The sequence below is a fragment of the Nocardia sp. NPDC059691 genome (genome assembly GCF_042733915.1).
GTDB lineage: Bacteria > Actinomycetota > Actinomycetes > Mycobacteriales > Mycobacteriaceae > Nocardia > Nocardia sichangensis.
Genome location: NZ_JBHWFB010000006.1, coordinates 309244 through 331364, shown reverse-complemented (window position 1 = coordinate 331364; position 22121 = coordinate 309244). Strand labels below are relative to the sequence as shown.

The 22121-nt window shown below is 70.5% G+C and carries 3 protein-coding genes (1 of these 3 running past the window's edge); all 3 read right to left on the bottom strand.

Annotated features, from left to right (window positions below):
* Positions 1-10: 10 nt before the first annotated feature.
* Tightly spaced (each overlapping or abutting the next), the 3 genes in view from ACFV2O_RS16140 to ACFV2O_RS16130 form a layout consistent with a single transcriptional unit that may run on beyond the window.
* Positions 11-1843 (bottom strand): thioesterase domain-containing protein, encoded by a 1833-nt coding sequence (locus ACFV2O_RS16140; RefSeq protein ID WP_379252435.1) that lies wholly within the window; start codon positions 1841-1843, stop codon positions 11-13.
* The gene (locus ACFV2O_RS16135) at positions 1840-13734 is read right to left on the bottom strand and encodes a thioester reductase domain-containing protein (RefSeq protein WP_379252434.1); all 11895 of its coding nucleotides are present in this window, start codon (positions 13732-13734) and stop codon (positions 1840-1842) included. The genes ACFV2O_RS16140 and ACFV2O_RS16135 overlap by 4 nt, the downstream gene beginning before the upstream one ends.
* Positions 13731-22121: the 3' portion of an SDR family NAD(P)-dependent oxidoreductase gene (locus ACFV2O_RS16130; RefSeq protein WP_379252433.1), read on the bottom strand. The gene runs 13371 nt beyond the window's last position; the window shows 8391 of its 21762 coding nt (coding positions 13372-21762); its start codon lies off the right edge, out of view; the stop codon is at positions 13731-13733. The genes ACFV2O_RS16135 and ACFV2O_RS16130 overlap by 4 nt, the downstream gene beginning before the upstream one ends.

Here is a 22121-nt window from a genome sequence, read left to right as displayed (position 1 = left end):
CATCCCTTCATCAGGCGGATACCGCGTCGGGGCGGACAGCGGCGAGCTTGTCCGCGAGCGAGTCGAGCAGCGCTGCTCGCTGCTCGACGAGAAAGAAGTGGCCGCCGGGCAGCAGCTCGGTGGAGCGCAGTCCAGGCAGGACGTCGCGCCAGGCCTCCAGCTGGGAGGCCGCGACCTGGCGGTCGTCGCGGCCGCCGAACAGGTGGGCCGGGCACGACGGCGCGGCGGCGGGTGTGAATCGGTAGTCGTCGAAGATCTCGAAGTCGCTGCGCAACGCGGGCAGGAACAGCGCCATCACCTCCGGGGTCTCGCGCACTTCCGGCGGGATGCCGCCGTAATGGCCGACCGCCGCGACGAACTCGTGGTCCGGTAGCTCCGACAACCGACCCGGCCTGGGGAGATGCGGGGCCACCGCGCCACCGAGGAACAACGCGCGTGGCGCGATCCCCTCGGGCAGGCGGCGGGCGACCTCGTAGGCGGCCAGCGCGCCGAGGCTGTGGCCGAAGAACGCGAACGGAAGATCGGTCAGCGGCAGCACCGCGGTCAACGCCGTCTCGACCAGATCGGTGAATCGCCGGATCGGCGTCTGCGCCAGATGCCGTTGGCGGGCAGGCAGTTCCAGAACGCACAGCTCGATCCAGTCGGGCAGCTGGCGCCGCCACGGCGTGTAGGCCGCCGCCTTGCCGCCCGCGAAGGGCCAGCAGAACAACCGCAGGCTCGGCGTCGCAGCGCTCTTGCGATGGATGGTCAGCCCTTGCGCCTCGCGAATCGGTTGCGCCGCAACCGCCGTCGGAGAGGTCATCGCGGCCGGACCAGTCGTAGCGGGTTCCGGTGCGACCGGCATAGCCGTTCTCGGTGTGACCGGCGCAGCCGCTGTCAGTGCGGCTGCCGAGGAAATCGCCGAGACCGCCTCAGCCGGAGCGGCTTGCGATAGGGGCAGCGCACGTACGTCAGCTACTGTCGCGATCCGGGTCACCGGGGCATCCAGCGTCGCGAAGAACTTCGACAGCGGTGCCGACGGGCCCACCTCGTAGCGGGGTGTGCCCGAGCGCAGCAACGCTCGCATGTTGGCCGTCCAGCGCACCGGGGCGGAGATCTGGCGGACCAGATGCTCGGCGAGGGTTTCGGGCCGATGGAACTCCCCGGTGTAGTTCGAGGTCACCGCGACCGCGCGCTCAGCCCGTATGCGCGGTGCGCATTCGGCCAGATGCCCCGCGAACTCGTCCTCGATGCCGCGCATCCAGCGGGAGTGGAACGGCGCGCTGACCCGCAACGGGACGAACCGCAGTTCCGGGAAGCGCTCGCCGAGCACGCCACGTGCGGCGGCGACAGCGTCGCGTTCACCGCTGATGACCAGCTGATCGGTGGAATTGTCGTTGGCCACCTCGACGCCAGCCTCCGCCACCAGATCGGCCACCCCCGAATCGGCGATGCCCGGCAGGATCAGCGCGGCCATCGCGCCCGCGCCCTCCGGCACGGCCTGCTGCATCAGCGCGCCGCGCGTGCGCACCAGTCGTACCCCGTCGGCGAGTTCGAAGACGCCCGCCGCGACCAGCGCGGCGTACTCGCCGAGACTGTGCCCGCCGAAAGCGACCGGTTGCCAGCCGGATTCGCTCACCAGCACCCGGTAGGCGGCGATCTCCATCGTCAGCACGCACGGCTGGGTGTACTCCGTGCGATGCAGTCGCGGATCCCGCTCCACGCAGATCCGCAGCAGGTCCTCGCCCACCGCGGCGCTCGCCTCGGCGAAAGTGTCTCGCGCGAGCGGGAATTCGGCGCAGAAATCCGCTCCCATCCCGGTGCGCTGCGCACCCTGCCCCGGGAAGACGATCGTGCAGCTCACCGCAGCGCCTCCGCGGTCGGCTCGGCCCCGCGGGGTGCGGGGATGTAGCCCACCTCGGCGCAATGCGCCAGGTACACCCGCACCAGATCCTCGGTCGGCGGGCAGTCGATGCCCGCCGCGCCGAGCACCCGCCGGGTGTAGGTGCAGTCGGCGTAGGAACTCTCCTCGTAGTGGATGGTGCCGAACAGTTCGATGCCGTACTTGAACATCTCCAGGGTCTGGCTGTCGTACACCTCGTCGGTGCCCAGCCGGTAGATCTGCCGGTCGGTGGCCCTGCGGTGGAATTCCTCCAGCGGCACCAACGCCACCTCGTACCCGGCACGCTGGACGTAGCGGACCACGTCGTAGTAGCGGCGGATGTCCGGATTGGTCAGGTGGTAGGTCTCCCGGTAGGTGGCGCGGCGCGTGGCGATGTGCACGATCGCGGCGCTGACGTAGTCGACCGGACTGATGTCCCAGTGCACCGGCGTCAGCATCGTCTCGCCGGTCTCGATCATCGTCTTGAGGATGTCGTAGTACGCGCCTTTGACGCTGACCTCGGAGAACGGGTACCGGCCGGTCCGGCTGTCGCCCATGATGTTGCCGGGGCGAACGATGTCCCACAGCAGTCCGCGTTCGCTCGCCTCCCGGATCAGCTTCTCCGACTCGTATTTGGTCTGCTGGTAGGGCAGATGGTCGTAGCCCTGGCCCAGTTCGAGGTCCCGCTCGGTGAACGGCGGGTTGTTGAAGTTGAGCCGATCGCCCAGCGCGCTGAAGCTCGACACGTACACCAGGTACTTGCCGCGCGAGCGCAACGCGAATTCCACCGCGCGTCGGGTTCCTTCGACGTTGATCGGGGCCAGGGCGTCGTAGAAGGTGACCAAGGTGGTGCGGCCCGCGGCGTGGATGGTCAAGTCCACGTCGTCGGCCAGCCGCCGCCAGGTGACCTCGTCCAGGCCGAGCCGTTCGCTGGAGACGTCGCCGAGCACCGCGGTGACGCGCTGCGCGAACGCCTCGTCGAGGGTCGACTCTGGGTCGTAGGTGCTCAGGAAGTGCTTGATCCGCCGCTCGGCCGCGGCCACGGTCTTGCCGCGCACCAGGCAGGTCACCCGGACGTCGGTGCGGGTGAGCAGATCGTGCAGCAGCTTGCCGCCCAGCACGCCGGTCACGCCGGTGATGAAGACCGACCGCACCGGGATCGGGACCTCTGTCGTCACCACGGGGATGTCCTGCTGTGCCGCTGTGGCCGCGGCGACCACGGTCGGGCGTGGGGCATCGTCGTGTGCCGTGCCGGAGATGATGCCTTCGGCCACCAGATAGTGCGACAGCGACGCGATCGTCGGATGCAGCTCGGTCGATTCCGCCGGGATCTTGACGTCGTAGTGCTTCATCAGCCGGTTGAGCATCCGGACGGTGGCCACCGAGTCGAATCCGAAGTCGGCGAATTCCGCGTCGAGGTCGAGATCGGCCGGGTCGGACTTGGTCAGATCGGCGAAGATCTCCCGGATGTACTCGGCGAGACGGTCGCACAACTCGCTGTCGAATTCGTCACCGGAGGGCTCGGTGACGGCCGGTGCGGCGACTTCGGCGGTGGGCGTTTCGACCGGTTCCGGCGGTGCCGCAACGTCCTGAAGCGCTGTGCCGTTCGGTGAGTGCCCGTTGCGCTGCTCCGACTGCGGTGGCTCGATCTCCTGCGTGACCACCGTCTTCGCGACCACGTGCGGTGTTCGTCTGCGGTAGTCCTCGGGCACGATCCAGTACCTGCGCCGGGCGAACGGATAACCGGGCAGACTCACGATCCGGCCGAAGGGCTGCTCGTAGCCCTGTTCCCAGTCCACGGTCCATCCGCCTGCCCACAGTTCGGCGACTCGCGGCAGGTTGCCCGACCGCAGCAGGGCGCGCACTTCGGCGCGGTCGGCATCCGATTCGCCGGGCAGCTCGTCGAGGTCGCGGTGGGTGCGGGCCACGCCGCGGAAGACCAGCAGCCCCTCCGCCGGTGCGGGTGCGCCGGCATCTGCTGTGCTGTCGAGTAGTTCGACGAGTTCGGCCGTCGAGGTGGCGACCACCGCGAGGCGATGTTCGAACGGTGTCCGGCCGACGGCCAGCGTCCACGCCACATCGGGCAGCGCGAGCGGGTGATCGCGCAGCCGATCGGCGGTGCGGGCGGCCAGCTCCGCCAGTCGGTCGGCGTCGCGGGCGGACAACACCACGATCCTCGGCCGCCCATCTTCCGGCGTTGCCGCGACGGGCTCGGCGTCGGTGAGGATCATGTGGGCGTTGGAGCCTCCCGCGCCGAACGAGCTGACGGCGGTGACGCGTGGTGTGCCGTCGCCGGGGCGCGGCCAGGGTGTGGGCCGATCGATGACGTGGAACGGTGTCGCCGCGAAGTCGATTCCCGGGTTCGGTGGATCGCTGTGCAGGTTCGGCGCGATGGTGTCGTGGCGCAGTTGTAGCAGCGCCTTGACCACGCCCGCCGCGCCCGCCGCCGCTTCCAGATGTCCGACACTGGATTTCGCCGAGCCGATGCCGCAGTAGCCCTGCTCCGCTGTCGAGCGCCGATAGGCCTTGGTGAGGGCCGCGATCTCGATCGGGTCGCCCAGCGCGGTACCGGTGCCGTGGGCTTCCACGTAGCCGATGTCGGCCGCGTCGACGCGTGCCGCGGTCAGGGCTCGGCCGATGAGGTCGGCCTGGGCGACTGGGTTGGGGACGGTGAACCCGTTGGTGCGTCCGCCGTGGTTGACGGTGCTGCCCCGGATCACGCCGTAAACGCGGTCACCGTCGGCGCGTGCGTGCCGCAGCGGTTTGAGGACCAACGTGACCACACCCTCGCCCGGCACGTAGCCGTCGCCGCCCGCGCCGAACGTCCGGCAGCGGCCGTCGGTGGATGCCCAGCGGCCGTAGCCGAGCAGCAAGTACTTGCCGGGATGGATCGACACGTTGACCCCACCGGCCAGCGCGTAGGCCGCTTCGCCGCGGCGCAGACTCTCGCAGGCCAGATGCAGCGCGGTCAGCGACGCCGAGCACGCCGTGTCGACCGCGAGAGACGGGCCGGTGAAGCCGAAGTGGTAGGACACCCGATTCGCCACGGCGAAATACCCCGAGATCGGCACGCCCACGAACGCCTGGTACTCGGCGTAGCCGACCCCGGCGAAGACGCCGGCATCCGGCAGGCCGCGTGCGGCGGCGCTGCGGCGTACCCGATCGGGCGAGTAACCCGCGTCTTCCAAAGCCGCCCAGGAGGTTTCGAGGAACAGCCGCTGCTGTGGGTCCATCTCCTCGGCGTCTTTGGGGGTGATGCCGAAGAAGCGAGCGTCGAACTTGTCGACGTCGTCGATGAATCCGCCCCAGCGCGCGTAGGTGGTGCCCGGTTCGTCGGGATCGTCGGACAGGTATTCGCGGTGATCCCAGCGTTGCGGCGGCACCTCGACGATGCAGTCGCGACCGGCGACCAGGTTGGCCCAGAACTCCTCGATGTCCCCCGCCATCGGGAACTTGCCCGCCATGCCGATGACGGCGATGTCCTCGGCGTCGTCCGCGTCGTCGGCGGAATGCTCGGCGGGAGCGGTGGGCTCGGAGGCGACCGAGCCCACCGACGCGGGTGCGCCGCCGGATGCCGCGGTTGCGGTCGTCGTGTCGTCGGTGATGGCGGCCAGACGCGGCCCGTGCTCGTCGGCGAGGTAGCCCGCGAGGTCGCGGACGGTCTGGTATTCGAACATCAGCGTGCTCGGCATCGGTCCGAAGTCGGTTTCCAGCCGGTCGTTCATCTTGCTGATCAGCACCGAGTCGATGCCATAGTCCTGCAGCGGGATTCGGGTGCGAATCCGCTGCGGGTCGAGTCGGCAGTACTCGGCGAGCAGGCCTTTGAGGTAGGTCTCGGCGGACTGCCGTCGCTGCGTGGGGTCCGGCGATGTGGGCAGGACATGATCAGACGCAGCAAGTCCACGAGCCCGATCGTCGGCAGCGTTCTGGAGCGCGCTGTTGTCCTGGAGCGCAGCGGCCGTCTGTGTCGCGGGCGCCGACGAGCCTCCGACCGCTCGCGAGGATGTCGCAGGTCCATCGAGTGCCGTCTCGACCATGGACGTGCCGGATGCCACCGCTGCGGCGGTGCTGAGCTCGCGGGGCGCCGCGCCGGTCGATGGGGCTGCGGTGCGCTGCGTCGCGGCGAGGTCCTGGGCTTCGCCGACAACGGAGCTGTGCGACGGGCGCGCCGTGTGCTCGGACGAAGGGACGCTCGAGTCCGGTGCCCAGCACCGTTCCCGGTCGAACTCGTAGCCGGGCAGATGGATACGGCGCGCGGCCGGGTCGGCCCAGCCCGCATGTGAGACGTGCCCGCCCTCGACCCATTGCCGTGCCACCGCCTCCGGGTCGTCCAGCACGGTGGCAGTGTCGCGGTCCGCGGCGGGGGTGTCGGTCGTTCCGGTGTAGACCCCGGCAGGCCGGTCGCCGTCGGCGAAGGCGGCAAGCCGGGCCACGACCGCATCCACCGAATCCCCGACCACCGCGAGCCGATGCTCGAATTCGCTGCGCCCGGCCGCGAGCGTGCGCGCTACGTCGGCGAGCGACAGGTCCGGATGCGCCGCGAGATGCCTGCGCAGCGTCCGCGCCATCCGCGACAGGCTCGTAGCGCTGCGCGCGGAGAGCACCACCACCTGCGGTACCCCGGGCCCCGCACGCCGTGCGGTCGCGACGGCCGGTGCGCCGTCGACCACCAGGTGCGCGTTGGTGCCGCTGAAACCGAAGGAACTGATCGCGGCTCGGCGTGGCGCGCCGTCCCAGGCCCGCAGTTCGGTGTTGACGAAGAACGGCGACTGCTCCAATCCGAGCAGCGGATTCACCGAAGCGACGTGCAGTGACGGCGGCACCTGTCCGGCGCGCATGGCCAGCAGCACCTTGAACAGGCTCGCCATGCCCGCGGCGTGCGAGGCGTGCCCGATGTTCGATTTCACCGATCCCACCGGGATGACGCCGACCGCGTCGGTGTAGCGACGGAACGCCGCGGTGAGTGCCTCGAGTTCGATCGGGTCGCCCAACCGCGTTCCGGTGCCGTGCGTTTCGACGTAACCGATGGTGGACGGATCGATCCCGCCGTCGCGATACACCGCCAGTTCCAGTTCGGTCTGCGAACGAACGCTGGGTGCGGTGATGCCGTTGGTGCGGCCGTCGTGGTTGACGCCGATCCCGCGGATCACCCCGTGGATCGGGTCGCCGTCGCGTTCGGCGGCGGCCAACGGCTTGAGCACCACCACGCCGACACCCTCCGCGATCACGAAACCGTCGGCGTCGGCATCGAAACTCGCGCATCGCCCGCGTGGTGAGAGCATGCCCATCGACGAGGCGAGCAGGTGGTATTCGGGTGTCACGAACACCGCGACACCCCCGGCCAGCGCCAGCTCCGACTCCCCCGCGGCGAGACTGCGGCAGGCCTGGTGCAACGCGACCAGCGCCGAGGAACACGCGGTGTCCAGACCGAGACACGGGCCGGTGAGATCCAGGTGATAGGCCACGCGGGCAGGCAGGATGGCCGGGCTGTTACCGGTGAACACGTGATGGGAGCCGACCGTTCCGCGGTTGCGCAGCAGGGTGGCGTAGTCCGAACCGGGTGACCCAGCGAAGACGCCGCACCGGGTGCGCCGCAACGACTTCGGGTCGATGGCGGCGTCTTCCAGGGCCAGCCAGCTGTGTTCCAGGAACAGCCGCTGCTGCGGGTCCATGTAATCGGCTTCGGCAGGCACTATGTCGAAGAACGCCGGATCGAACTCCTCGACGCCGTCGAGGAAGCCGCCCCACTTGGAGTAGGTCTTGCCCGGCGTCGCCAGGCCGGGACGGAAATGCTCGGCGATCGGCCAGCGTCCGGCGGGGATCTCGGTCACCGCGTCCCGCCCTGTGGCGAGATCGCGCCAGAACTCCTCGAGGTTCGCCGCGCCCGGGAACTGCCCGGACATGCCGATGATGGCGATGTCCATCGATGTTGACCTTTCGCTGGGCCGTGCGGGCGGCGCGGTGGCGGTTCGAGGAGCCGAAGCGCCTTGTTCGGCCATGTGCCTGCTGAGCAGCCGCACCGACGGATGGTCGAACACCACCGTGGGTCGCAGCGTCAAGTCGTAGCAGGCGTTGACTCGATCGATGATCTTCACCGCGAGAATGGAATCGACGCCGTAGTCCGACAGCGGCAGCTCCGCGCGCACCTCGCCGCGCCCGACACCGAGGCCCTCGGCGACGAGGGCGACGAGTTCGGCTTCCAGGGCGGCCGCACCACTCACGGTGGCCGGTTCCGCGTCCGGCCGCGCACCGGCGGGCGGGTTCCCGGTATCGGCGAGGCCGACTCGCGCGGTGGCGGCCTGCACCTCGGTCGGGGGTAAGGCGACAGCGGGCAGCGTGGTGGCGCTGACCGCGGCCAACACCCGGAAACTCGGCTCCGGGTCCTCCGACAGGCCGGGACCCCAGGCGCGGATTCCGGAGAAACCCGCCGCACTCATGGCGTCCCGCCACTGCGATTCGGACAGCAACGGCGAATACGGGAGACGCGCCTCGGGATCGCGATACGCGTGCCAGCCCTCCAGCAGGCCGAACGTCAGCGCGAGAACCTCGAGGTCGGCGGTCGCTTCGGTACAGGCGAGCACGCCGCCGGGCGCGAGCAGCCGCCGGACGTTGCGTAACGTCGCGTCGATCGACCGCGTCGCGTGCAGGACGTTGGCACAGATCACCAGATCGGCCTGGTGTGCGGGGAAGCCTTGCGCGATCGGATCCGCCTCGATGTCCAGCACCCCGAACCGCACGTTCGACCGCGTACCGAAGGTGCGTCGCCCGTGCGCGACGAAACTGTGCGACACGTCGGTGTAGTGATAGTCGAACGCGATCCCGCGTTCGGCGAGCGCGTCGAGCACCGCGTGCGTGGAACCTCCGGTGCCCGCGCCGACTTCCACGATCCGCACCGGCCGGGTCTCGCCGTGCCGCTGCGCCACGGCCGACACCAATCCGGCGAGCAATCCGTTGGTGAAGTCGTAGGCGGCGTTGCCGCGATAGATCGCGCCGACCAGTTCGAGGTCTCCGGCGGGGAACAGCACCTCGGTCGCGGACATCTCGCCGCGCAGGACGCGCGGATAGGCGGCCAGGCAGGCATCGAGCAAGGCCACGTACGGTTCGGTCTCCGGGAAGCGCGCGAGCAAGTCCGCGCGCATCCCGCCGGTGCCCGGTGGCGGGCCGGCGACTTCGATCCGGCCCTCGTGCCATCGCACCAGCCCGTGTCGCCGCAGAATGTCCAGGCAGCTGGTGCGTAGCCGGTCGAATTCGGGCCGCACACCAAGGCGCGCGTCCAGCGACGGCGTGGTCCACTCCCCCGGCGTGAGCCCCATTCCGGCGAAGGTGGCGAACAGCAGCATCGCCGCGTAGCGGCCGAGTTCGGCTTTACCGGGCTCCACTGTGCCCGCGGGCTGGATGGACGCTTCGAAGCCCTCCACCGCGGCGTCGAATCCCGAGAGCGGCGGTGCGATGATCCAGTAGTCGGTGCGCTCGAAAGGATAGCCGGGCAGCGGGATTCGCTGCCGCGGCCCGCCGCGTCCACGCCAGTCGACATCGGCGCCCGCGACCCACTGCCGGGCCAGCTCTCGGTCGTCCGCCGCGGGCGCGTACAGCGGTGGCCGGGTGTGTGCGTCGACGCTGCCGGTGATCACGGGGCCGAGCTGGTCGGCGCCGAACTGGTCGAGCGCGTCGGCCACCTCGAGCGGCGAGGACGCGACCACCGCGAGCCGGTGGGCCAGTGCGGGCCTGCCCACTTGCAAGGTGCGCACCGCGTCGAGGAAATCCGCGGGATCGAGGGTGCGGAAGTGCCGTGCCATGATCTCGGCGTAGCGGCGCAGCCGCTCCGGAGTGCGCGCGGACAACACGAAGATGTCGGGTTCACCGGTGGCGCCCGGACGCACTCGGTCGTCGATGAACTCCGCGAGCACCACGTGAGCGTTGGCGCCGCCCGCCCCGAAGGCGCTGATACCAGCGTGCCGCGCCACCGCGACGCCGTCGACGGTGCGGCGCGGCCAATCCTCCAGTTCACGCGGTAAGCGGAACGGCACCGAGTTGAACGCGATGGCCGGATTGACCTGTGCGGTATGCAATGTCGGCGCGATCCGGCCGTGACGCAGCTGCAACAGCACCCGGGTGAGACCCGCGACGCCCGCGGCCGCTTCCAGGTGGCCGATATTCGACTTCGTCGACCCGAGTGCGCGGGAGCGGCCGTCGCCGTTTCTGCCGAAAGCGGCGGCCAGCCCGGCTATTTCGATCGGATCGCCGAGCGGTGTGCCGGTTCCGTGCGCCTCGAGGTAGTCGATCGCGGCGGGGTCGACCCCGGCGGCGCGCAGGGCCTCGCCGATCACGTCGGCTTGCGCCCCTGGATGCGGCACGCTGTACCCGGAGGTCTGCCCGCCGTGATTCACCGCGCTGCCGAGGATCAGGCCGTGGATGGTGTCGCCGTCGGCGCGGGCGGCCGACAGCGGCTTCAGATACAGCGCCCCGACGCCTTCGCCGGGCACATAGCCGTCGGCGCTCGCGGCGAAGGGCCTGCACCGGCCGCTCTCGGACATCATGCCCAGGCTGTGCAGCAGCAGGAATTTGTCCTCATGCAGCAGCAGGTTCACCCCGCCGACGAGCGCCGCGTCGCATTCGCCGTCGAGCAGGCTGCGCCGCGCCAGATGCAGTGCGGTCAGCGACGCCGAACACGCGGTGTCCACGGTGAGGCTCGGTCCGCGCAGACCGAGGGTGTAGGAGGTGCGGTTGGCGATCGATGACGGGATCGAGGCCACCGCGACCGGATTGCCGTCGCGGCTGGCCGCCACTCCGAGCAGCCGGTAGTCGCTCCAGGTGGCGCCTACGAACACACCAACCCGGCGGTCGCGCACGGCCGGGTCGGTGTGGTGGTAGCCGGCGTGCTCGAGCGCCGCGTACGCCTGCTGCAGGAACAACCGCTCCTGCGGGTCCAGCAGCGGCGCCTGAACCGGCGGGATGCGGAAGAACTGTGGGTCGAAACCACCCACGTCACGCAGGAATCCGCCGGTCATCGGTGGCGCGCCGGGCGTGCCTCGGACGGAGGTGAGCCACCAGCGTTCGGCGGGGACCGGGCCGACCGCGTCGTGTCCGTCGCGCAGATTGCGCCAGAACTCCTCGATGTCCTCCGCGTCGGGGTAGCGGCCGCTGATTCCGACGATCGCGATGGGCTCCTCGACGGACTTGCGATGCTCGTCGACCGGCACGGTCGCGTGATGCGCATCGCCCGGCGCGTGTGGCGCGTCAGACGGTGCGGTTGCCGGTTGTAGTCGTTCTCGCAGGATGTCGCTGTGGCCCCATACCGCGGCCAGTTGTGCGCGGTGGAGCGTCGCGCAGGACAACAGCAGGTCCAGTCCGGTCGCGGTGGGCAGCAGTCCCACACCGGCGCGCCGCAGCGCGGCGATCTGCTCGGCGGGGGGATGCATACCGCCGTCGGCCCACAGCGGCCAGCCGATGCTGATCGTCCTGCTTCCGGCTCGATCGCGCTGTTCGGCGAAGACGTCGAGATAGCGGTTAGCCGCCGCGTAATCGGCTTGCCCCGGGTTGCCCAGCACCGCGGAGACCGAGGAGAACAACACGGTCAGGCGGGTCTCCGGCAGCGCCCGCGTCAAGTGCTCGACGCCGTAGATCTTCGGTGCGAGAACGGTTCTCGCGTCGTCGCGGCTGCTGCCGGACAGCAGTCCGTCGCGCAACTGACCCGCACCGTGGTAGAGCACGTCGACCGGCCCGAAGGTGGCGTGGGCGATCGCGGCGACGCGTTCGGCGTCGGCCGCGACCGACACGTCGGCGCGCACGTGTACGGCTTCCGCGCCGAGTTCGCCGAGCTCGGCCAGCAGTCCCGCGGCCGACGCGTCGAGCGGACGGCGCGATACCAGCACCAGCCGTGCGCTGTACTCGGCGGCGAGGCGGCGGGCCAGGTGACGGGCGATCCCACCGAATCCGCCGGTGACGACGACCACCGATCCCGTGCGCAGCACCGCGTCGCCGGAACTCGGCGTGGCATCGGTGAGCGGGCGGGTCCGGCGGATCCGGCGTTCTGCGCCGTGGTAGCGGATCTCGGTGGCGGGGTCGCGTTCGTCGATGCCCAGCTCCGTGGCCACGATGTCGTCGATCGGACGGGCGGGGTCGCGTTGGATGGCCCGCAGCAACGGTTGCGGCTGCTCGAGCCGCAGTGTGCGGGCCGCACCGCCCAGGAGGGCGCAACTCGATTCACCCGCGGGTGTCGCCGGTGTGAGAGCCAGCACCAGGCGCACCGGCGGTTCGGACACCGCCGCGACCGCGCGCAGCAGATCGCGCAGCGGCAGGTACACCCGTTCGATCAGCGCCTGCGGGTCACTGTCTGTCGTCGTTTCGGGCCACAGGTACACCGCGGCGTCGAAGCGCAGCCGCCGGGCCGTCAGCTGGTCGACCAGCAGCTCCATGTGCCGTGCGTCCGCCGGGTCGACGACGAAAGCGTCTGTACCGGAGACGAACTCGCCACCGGGACGGACCCGGATGACAGTCGCGGCCGCGCCGTGCGGGTAAGGGTGCTCGGCGGTATCGAAGACGAGCAGGCTGGTGGGTTCCCGACGCGTATGCGCGGTGGTGTCGGGCTCCCAGTCGAACCCGAAAACGACGAGGTCTTCCGCCGCTACCGATTCCGGCGACGCGACTTGGTCCACTGTCGGCGGTCCCGCCACCTCTGCGACCACGATGGATTCGGCCGACGTGGCGGGGCGGTAGTTCGCGCCGACGATGTCGGCGAGATGTCCGGCGAGCGCGTCGATGGTCTGGTACTCGAACAGCAGCGTCGGATACAGCGGCTCGCCGACCCTCGCCTCCAACTCGGCGGTCAGCCGCAGCAGACGACCGGAATCCAATCCGAGCTCGTAGAACCCGACGTCGGTGGCGATCCCCGCGGCGTCGGCGCCGAGTTCACCGGCCACGAGAGCGGCCAGATCGGCGGTGATCACCGCACGCGGATCACCCGAGGCCACCGGCACCGTCGTCGGTCGCGGCGTGGCTTGCCCCGGCGATACCGCCTGCGGCCGCGTCAGCAACCGCTGGATATCCGCGCTGCCACGCACACGCTTGGACGTCAGCCGATACCGCGCCACCGGCGCTCCGTCTTGGTCGTAGAGCGCCACATCGGCTTCGAGCAGATCCCCGCCGTGCCCGCCACCGCGGACCGCCGCTCGCACGAGCACCTCCTCGGGCGTCGCGCGCCAGGCGCGGACGTCGCCGAAGAAGATGGGGATGAACGCGCTGTCGTCGTCCACGCCGAGCCGCTGCGGATCGATGAACGGCACGATCGTGGAGGCGTCGAGGAACGTGGGGTGCAGCAGGAAGCCGGGCAGATGCGCCGCGGCCTCCGGACCGAGACCAAGCGTCGCGGTGACCACATCGTCGCGGCGGGCGAAATGTCCGGTGGCGCGCATGAATTCGCGATGGTCGATACCGCGGCCGCCGGTCTGGGCGTACAGCTCCGCCATGCCGCGCGCACGCGACGACGCCCGGAACTCGGCCGCATCGATCCCCGGCGGCTGATCGGAGGAAGCAGACCGCACCACAACGCATTCCGCGACAGGCTCGATCGCGCCGACCGGCACGCCTTTCGCGTCCAGACTCTGGACGTCGATGGCGATCCGGCCGGTCGGACGATCCACGCGGAACGTGATGCGCACCGCGCCGTCGTCGGCGAGGGCGACCGGACGCTGGAACAACGCCTCCCGGATCGTCAGCTCGCCGGGCCGGTACCCCGCCGCCATCGCCGCGCGCAGGATCATGTCGAGATACACCACGCCCGGCAGGATCCGCACACCGTGCACGCGATGGTCGCGCACCACCGGGTCCTCGGCGCGCAGGGTGGTGGCGAAGCTGTCCAATTCGATCCCGCTCATCGCAGCGGCTCCACCTGGAGGAACGACGGTGCGGGCGCGCTGATCGGCACCACGATCCGCGGCGCGGGCTCCGTCGATGTGCTGGGAACCGTTTTCGGCAGCATGAAGCTCCTCTTGCGGAAGGCGGGTGGATCCAGGGGGTGGCGTGTCGGACGGTGCCCATCGGGCGCCTGCTCGACGATGAGGTGGGCATTGGTGCCGCCGAAGCCGAACGAGCTGACGCCCGCCGCGCGGGGCCTGCCGTCGGCCGGCTGCCACGGGCGCAGTTCTCGGTTGACCTGCAGCGGCGATCCGGCGAACTGGAATCGCGGATTGAGGTTGTCGCAGTGCAGCGACGGCGGCAGCGCCGCGTGGTGCACGGCCAGGATCGTCTTGACCGCCCCGGCGATGCCCGCCGCGGACAGCAGATGCCCGATATTGGTTTTCACGCTGCCGACCGCGCACGGCTCCGGGCCGCGCGACCGGTCGCCCAGCACGGTCGCCAACCCCTTCAGTTCGATGGGGTCGCCGATCATGGTGCCGGTGCCGTGCGCCTCCAGATACGACAGCGCGTCCGGGGACATGCCCGCCACTTCGAGCGCCGCGGTGACCACCTCGATCTGCGCCCGCATGTTGGGTGTGGTGATGCCCATCGTGTGCCCGTCGTTGCCGATCGCCGAGCCGCGCAGCACCGCGTAGACCCGATCGCCGTCGGCGAGCGCGTCGTCCAGCCGCTTGAGCATCAGCAGCGCCGCGCCCTCGCCCGGCACGAAACCGTCGGCGTCCTCGGAGAACGTCGCGCACCGCCCGTTCGGCGAGAGCACACCCGCCGCCGACAACGTGACGAACAGCATCTCGTCGAGCAGCACTTCCACCCCACCGGCCAGCGCCGCGTCGACCTCGCCCGCCCGCAACGCCTGGCAGGCCAGATGCACCGACAGCAACGACGACGAGCACGCGCTGTCGAGCACGACATTGCCCGCGTGCCAGTCGAAGAAGTCCGAGATGCGCGCGGCGATGAAGTTCTGCCCGATGCCGATGATGGTGTGCCGGTCGGCGACCGGGATGCGGTTGAAGTAATTCGCCGCCCTGCTGCCTGCGTAGACGCCGACTCGCTTGCCCGCCAACTCTTCGCGCCGGTATCCGGCGTCGGTGGTGGCCAGCACCGACGTCTCGAGCAGCAGCCGCTGCAACGGGTCCATCTGCCAAGCGAGTTCGTCGGTGACGCCGAAATACTGCGGATCGAACAGATCGATGCCGTCGACGAAGCCGCCCCATTTGCTGTTGGTCAGACCGGGTCCGCCGCCCGGGCGGTAGAACCGGGCGGGATCCCAGCGGGCCGGGTCCACCTCCCGGATGCCGGAGGCGCCCGTGGCGAGCAGGCGCCAGAACGCGTCCGGAGTGTCGCCGCCCGGAAGGCGGCAACCGATGCCGACCACGGCGATGGGCTCGGCTGCCCGGCCACGGCGGGCGTCGGCCGCCCAGGTGGCCGCACTGGGACGGGATGTCCCGCGGTCGGATGTGCGTTGATGATCAGCCGGTGGCCGCTGCGGATCGGCCGGTGGATCCGGCGGCGCTTCGGGCGCGAAACGTTCCGGGAATTGCTCGGTCAACAGACCCGCCAAGTCGTCCAGGGTCGGGAACTCCAGCACCAGCGCCGGGTCGAAGGGCGCGTCGACGACCTGCTCGATCCGGCGCACCGCCGAGGCGATCAACACCGAATCCGCGCCGTACTCCTCGAACCGTTTGTCGCCCTCGAAGCGGGCGGGGGCCAATTTCAGTTCGTCGGAGAAGATGCGCAGCAATTCCTGATACGCCGCCGCGGAGCCGTTCGCCGCCGTGGGCCGCGCGGTCGGCACGGGCGCCACCTCTGCTGCAGGTCGATTCGTCTGTGTCGAAAGATGAAGTGCCGCACCGTGGTAGGGCAAGACCACCGGGGCGGGTAGACCCAGTGCCGCGTCGAGTAGTTCGAATCCTTCCGCGGCGCTGAGGGTGGGCAGGCCGGTGGCGCGGTAGGCCGCGCTGGTCACCTCGCCGAACCCGGTGTCACGGAACGACGGCCAATTGATCGACCGGAACCAGTGTCGTCCCAATGCGTGCTGGGCCTCGGCGAAGCGGTCGAGGTGCGCGTTGGCCATCGCGTAGTCCGACAGGCCCACCGACAAGCCGGGCAGCACGGCCGACACCGAGGAGAACAAGACGAAGAAGTCGGGACGGTCGGCGGCCAAGACGTCGGCGAGGACCGCGGTGCCCGCCAATTTGGGCGCGAGCACGGTCGCGACGGCGTCGCCGGTCTTGCGCACGAACGCCGGGCTCTCCGCGGATACGCTTCCCGCGCAGTGCAGCACGCCGCCGATCGGGCCCAGCTCGTTGCGCACTCGATCGAAGAAGCCGGACAACCCCGCCTCGTCGGTGAGGCTGCCGAAGTAGGTGCGCACGGCGACGCCGCGGTCACGCAACTGCACCAGCCGCCGAACCTTCTCCGCCTCGGGGCCGGTTCCAGCAGCGACCCGGTCCCATTCCGTCTGCGGCGGTAGCGGTTCCCGGCCGAGGACGGCCAAGCGGCGCGCTCCGCGTTCGGCCAACGCCGCCGCGAACGCCGCACCCAGTCCGCGCGTGCCGCCGGTCACCACATAGGTGCGGGCGGGATCCACCACCAGACCGTCGCGTGCTGTCGCGTCGGTGAGTTCGACGGCTTCGCGTATTCCACCGCGATACCGCACCCGCGGCGCGCTGTCCTCGGTGGCCGCGCTCTCCGCGCCCAGTATCGCCAGCAATCGCGCGGGATCGGCGCACACCGCGTCGCGCTCGTCACCTATATGGACGCTCCGTGTGCGCACGTCGCGGATCTCCTCGGCGAGCGCGGCGACCAGGCCGCCCAGCGGCGCGGACTCCGGGCCGTCCGCGCCGGGGTGTCCGGCGGCGATGTGCAGCAGCGCGAGCGAACCGGCGCGCGCCTCGATCACGCCTTGGTAGAAACCCATTCGGCCGAGGTCGCCGGTGGGTCGTCCGGTCGCCGCGGGGACGAGGTCGCACACATCGAGGACGCAGTCGGTGTCGGGATAGCGGGCCGCGAGCGCCCGGCCGAGCGCAGCGCCCGCGTCGAAGTCGTCGCGGTGCAGGTCGCCCGGTAGTTCGGAGAGCCGCACCAGGCGGCCCGGATCACCGGTAGCGGCGGTCAGCGCCTCCAGCAGGTGGTGCGGGGTTCGCGCGTCGTATACCAGCAGGGCGCGGCGGGAACGCAGGTCACCGCCGGGCAGCGCGGCTGCTCGCCAGACCGGGACCAGCAACCGTTGCGCTGCTGCCCGGCGGGTCGGCGCGGACTCCCGCATCCCGGCCTCCGTCTCGAATCCGCCCGTCGAAAGCTCCGACAACGGCTCGAGTGCGAGCCATTGCGCTGATACGGGTTGCGGTGCTCCCGATTGGAGCGTGGCCTGCCCATTCAGCGCAGGGAGCGCGACCGGAACAGGTCCCGAAGTCGACGTGGGCTGCGGCAGCGAGGTGTTGTCCGGCGTGAATGTGGACTGGTCACTGTGCCCGGCACCCGGTTCCACGCTGGGCGCGACGTCCGGAATCCAGTACCGCTCACGGGCGAACGGGTACGTGGGCGCGGGAATCCGGCGTCGTGGTCCCGGATCACGGACGGTGGCCCAATCGATGTCCTTACCGCCGAGCCAACGCGCGATCCGGGAATCCTCCGCCGCGTCCCGGCAGGATCTGGCGCCGGGCACGTCCTCGACCCAGGCGCGGACCGCGGCGCGCAGCTGGCCGATGTCGCGCGCGACGAACGCGGCGCGCGCGCTGCCCGCCTGCCGACCCACCTGCATGGTGAAGGCCAGATCGGCGAGGTTCGGCTGCTGCCCGGAGAGGAAACGGTCCAGCGCGGTGACGTACTCCGTGAGCCGCTCGTCGTCACGCGCGGAGACCGGGACGACCTGACCGCCGCTGAACCGCGTCTGCGGCCTGCGATCCACGTACTCCTCGATCACCACGTTCGCGTTGGCCCCGCCTGCCCCGAACGAACTCACCGTCGCCCGGCGCGGCCGCGCCGGATCTCCGCCGGGCCATGGCAGCGGGCGGGACGGGATTCGGAACGGTGTGGCCGCGAAGTCGATGTTCGGGTTGGGCGGCGTGGCGTGCAGCGACGGCACGATGGTCCGGTGTCGCAACTGTAGGAGCACCTTCGTCAGCGCCGCGACACCGGCCGCGGCCTCGAGGTGGCCGACATTGGACTTCACCGAACCGATCGGCAGCTCGGCCACGCCGGACGTGCCGAACACCTTTGCCAGACCGGCGATTTCGATCGGATCGCCCAGCGCGGTGCCGGTGCCGTGCGCTTCGACGTAGGAGACCGACGCCGGGTCCACGCCACCGGTGCGCAGCGCCGAGCGGATCACCGCCGCCTGCACGTCGGGATTGGGCACCGTGAACCCGTTGACCCGGCCGCCGTGGTTGATCGCGGTGCCCTTGATGACGCCGTAGATGGTGTCGCCGTCGGCTTCGGCGTCGGCCAGCGGCCGCAGCACCAGCGCCCCCACACCCTCACTGGCCACATACCCGTCGCCGCCTGCGCCGAAGGAACGGCAGCGGCCGTCGGTGGAGGCGAACTGCCCCTGGCTGAGCGCGACGAACTTGTACGGGTGCAGTGACAGATTGACGCCGCCGACCAGCGCCAGCCTGCATTCGCCGGTCCGGATGCTCTGGCAGGCCAGGTGCAGTGCGGTGAGCGAGGACGAGCACGCCGTGTCCACCGCCATGCTCGGCCCTTGGAAGTCCAGGGCGTGCGAGACACGATTCGGGATGCTCCAGAACGTCGACCCGGGCAGCGTGCCGCGCCCGAGCCGGGACTCCTCGGCCCCGAACATCTGATAGGTGCCCCACATGACACCGACGAACACACCGGCCTGCTCCGGACGCAGGCCGCCACGGGCCAGGTCGGCCCGGGAGTGTCCGGCGTCTTCCAATGCGGCCCAAGCGGTTTGCAGGAACAGCCGCTCCTGCGGGTCCAGGATCTCCGCCTCACGCGGGGAAATGGCGAAGAACAGCGGATCGAAGCAGTCGACGTCGTCGAGGAACCCGCCCCACTTGGTGTACGCGGTGAAGGGGTTGTGGCGGTCGGGGACGAAATAGCGGCTGTGATCCCACCGCTGCCGCGGGATCTCGGTGACGCAGTCGCGTCCCTCGACCAGCACCCGCCAATACTCGTCGAGCCCGTCCGCGCCCGGGTAGCGTCCGCTCACGCCCACGATCGCGATGTCCCCCACCGCGTCGGTGTGGTGATCGGTGTTCGAGATGGCGGCCGCGGTCGGTGTCTCGCGCGATGCGAACGACTCGGCCGACGCATGTCGGGCCTCCTGCTGACCGACGCTGGGCGCGGTCGGCGCGGACGACCCGAACGGGTCTGCCGATGCGTGCGCGGTCACGGGCCGCCGGTCGCGCGAAGCCGAGCGGCCGGCGGCGGCAGCCGCGTCGTTTGTGCCGGTCTGGTGAGTGCGCGGGGCAGTATCCGTCGCCCGCGGCGGCACGGCCGCGACGCCGTTCGACATGGGCACGGTGCCGCCCACGGCCATCTCCACGTTCAGCCGGGGAGCGGGCGTCCGCGCCGCCGTCCGATGGGTGTATGCGCATGTGCTGTCGATCGGCGGCGGCGCGGACGGCGCTTGCGCGGAGGCCAGCCGCACCAGCAGGCCGACCACCGCGCGCGGGGTGGGGTACTCGAAAGCCAAGGTGGCGGGCAGGCGGTGACCGCTCGAGCGCGACAGTTCGTCGCGGATCTCGAGCGCCGCGACCGAGTCCAGCCCGAGTTCGTGCAGCGGCCGATCGAGATCATCGCCGGGCGCCAACCCGAGGCAGCGGCGCACCAGCGCCTCCGTCCGCGCGGACAGGTCAGTGGCCGAATCGGTTGGCGTAGACGTGTTTTCGATCGGCGCGACGAAGTCCAGCAGCACGTCCGGCACGTCGGCGGCGATCACACCCGACATCGTCAACGGCATTGCGGTGACCGCCGGAGCCGCGGAACCGATCAGTTCGGCGAGCGTGCCGAAAGCCCGGTCGGGCCGCAGCAGGCCGTAACCACGGCGGGCCAGCCGTTGCACCGCGCCGCTGCTGAGCCGCTCGACCATTCCCGTGTCCGCCCACGGGCCCCACGCGATCGACAGCGCGGGCGCGCTCGCCGCGTCGCGCGACTCGGCCACGCCATCGAGGAAGGCGTTCGCGGCGGCGTAGCCGGCCTGACCGGGCAGACCGACCACCGCCGCGGCCGAGGAGAACAGCAAGAAGAAACGCAAGGACCGGCCTTCGGTCAGCTCGTGCAGATGCCATGCCCCGAACGTCTTCGGCGCGAGTACCCGCCCGACCCGTGCGGCCGTCTGCTCGGCGATCACGCCGTCGTCGAGCACCCCGGCCAGGTGCACCACGCCCGCCAGCGGCGGCAGCTCATGGTCGATCCACGTCAGCGTGGCCGCCACGGCCGTACGGTCGGCGACGTCGAGCGACCGCACCTCGATCCGAGCGCCGCGCCCTCGCAATTCGGCGATGGCGGACTCCGCTCGAGCATCGGGCGCGGACCTCCCGGCGAGAACCAGGTCCGGCCAACCGCGGTCGACGAACCAGCGAGCCAGCCGCAGACCGACCCCACCCAGGCCGCCGGTGATCAGCACCGTCCCACCCGCGCCGGAGGCGACCGTCGGCGCGCTGGGCACTGTCAACGGCACGAGCCGAGGCACCCGACGACGCCCCTGACGCAGCGCGAGCTGCCGCGGCGACGAGGGTGTCACGAACGTGTCGACCACAGAGCGAACGTCGGCATCCTTATCGAGATCGATTACGTGACAGCCTATTTCGCGGTGTTCGAGCTGCGCGCTGCGGGCGAATCCCCACAGCGCCGACTGCTGCGGCGCCACCCGATCGGAAGGCTCCACTCGCTGACCGTGACGGGTGAGCAGCCACACCGCCGGTTCTCCGGCCAGCGCCGCGGCCTGCACGAGATGCAGCGCGCCCACCACCAGACGTTCCGCGGCCACCGGTGCGGGCGCGTCCTCGTCGGACAACGCGACCGCGGAGACGATCCCGCGCAGCGGTGCGCGACCGTCGTCCACCGCGCCGAGCAACGCCCGCACGGCCGCGGGCACGCCGAGGTCGATCTCGAACTCGTCTTCCCCGCGGAACCTGAACCCGTCACCGGGCCTGGCGACTACACACTCCCCGCCACGTGCCCGCACCTCGTCCGCGACATCGTCGGCGAAGCTTCCGGGCGCACCGATGACGAGCCAGCGCCCGGCCGCGGAGGCCGGTGCCGCCGGGCCGGTCTCCCGCCAGTCGATACGGTAGGTGTCCGCGACCGACCGATCGGGAACCGCCGGGGCGGACGACTGCCCGGCCGAATTCGGCGTGGGCATCACTCGCAATCCGTTCGCGACCAGCACCGCAGAGCCCTCCTCATCGAGCAGTCGAACATCGGCGACACACAGCTGCGGCGTTTGCTCGAGGACGCGCACATGGCCGAATCGAACGGTGCCCGCCACGGCGGAGACGAGTACCTGGTCCACCGCGAACGGCACCCACGTCTGCTCGTCGGCCCGCGGCGACATCGCCGCGTAGGTGGCTTGGAACGCCGCGTCCAGCAGAACCGGGTGCACCGCCCCAGGGCCGGTATCGGTATCGAAATCCGACAACGTGGCCAAGGCTTCGCGCCGACCCAGGCGCAGGCCGACGACACGGCGGAACGCCGGTCCGTAAGGCAGGCCCGCGCGGGTCAGCCGTTGGTAGAACTCCGCTGCGGCCAGGTGTTCCGGGCAGGCGCCGATGATCTCCCCGAGAGAGGCACCATCCGGGATCCGGTGCGTTCCGGTGCTGACATGGGCGCGGGCGTGTGTGCCTGCGCTTTCCGTCCGCACGTGCACCGCGAATCCGTCGGCGGTCGGGTCGAAGACGATTCGTACCTGCTGCGGGCCGGTCAGCGCGAGTCCGCTGGTGATCACGAGGTCATCGATCGCGACGACGTCACCGGCGACGAGTCCGCGCGCGACGTCGGCGATGGTGGCGACGAACCAGGCGCCCGGCACGACGACAGTCCGATCCACGACATGGTCGGCCAGATATGACGGAGAATCCGGCCCGAGCGTCAGATCGAAATTCGTTGCGGTGCTGCTCGATATCGAATGATCTGCCTGCCGGGCCGCAGCCGCATCGATCTCTTGCCGCGTCCGAGGACCCGCATAAGGGACGGCATCCACCTCGGCCGACGGAGGCGCGGCCACGAGGTCCGTCAGAGGATTCGGCTCGGCTGCGACGCCCGATCCTGGGACCGTCTCGTGCCCGCGAGTTGGATGGGTCGTGACGCTGCGATCCGATAGCTCGGCATGCAGATGCGTCGAAACCATCGAGTGTCCTGCGCCTGCGGCCTCAGA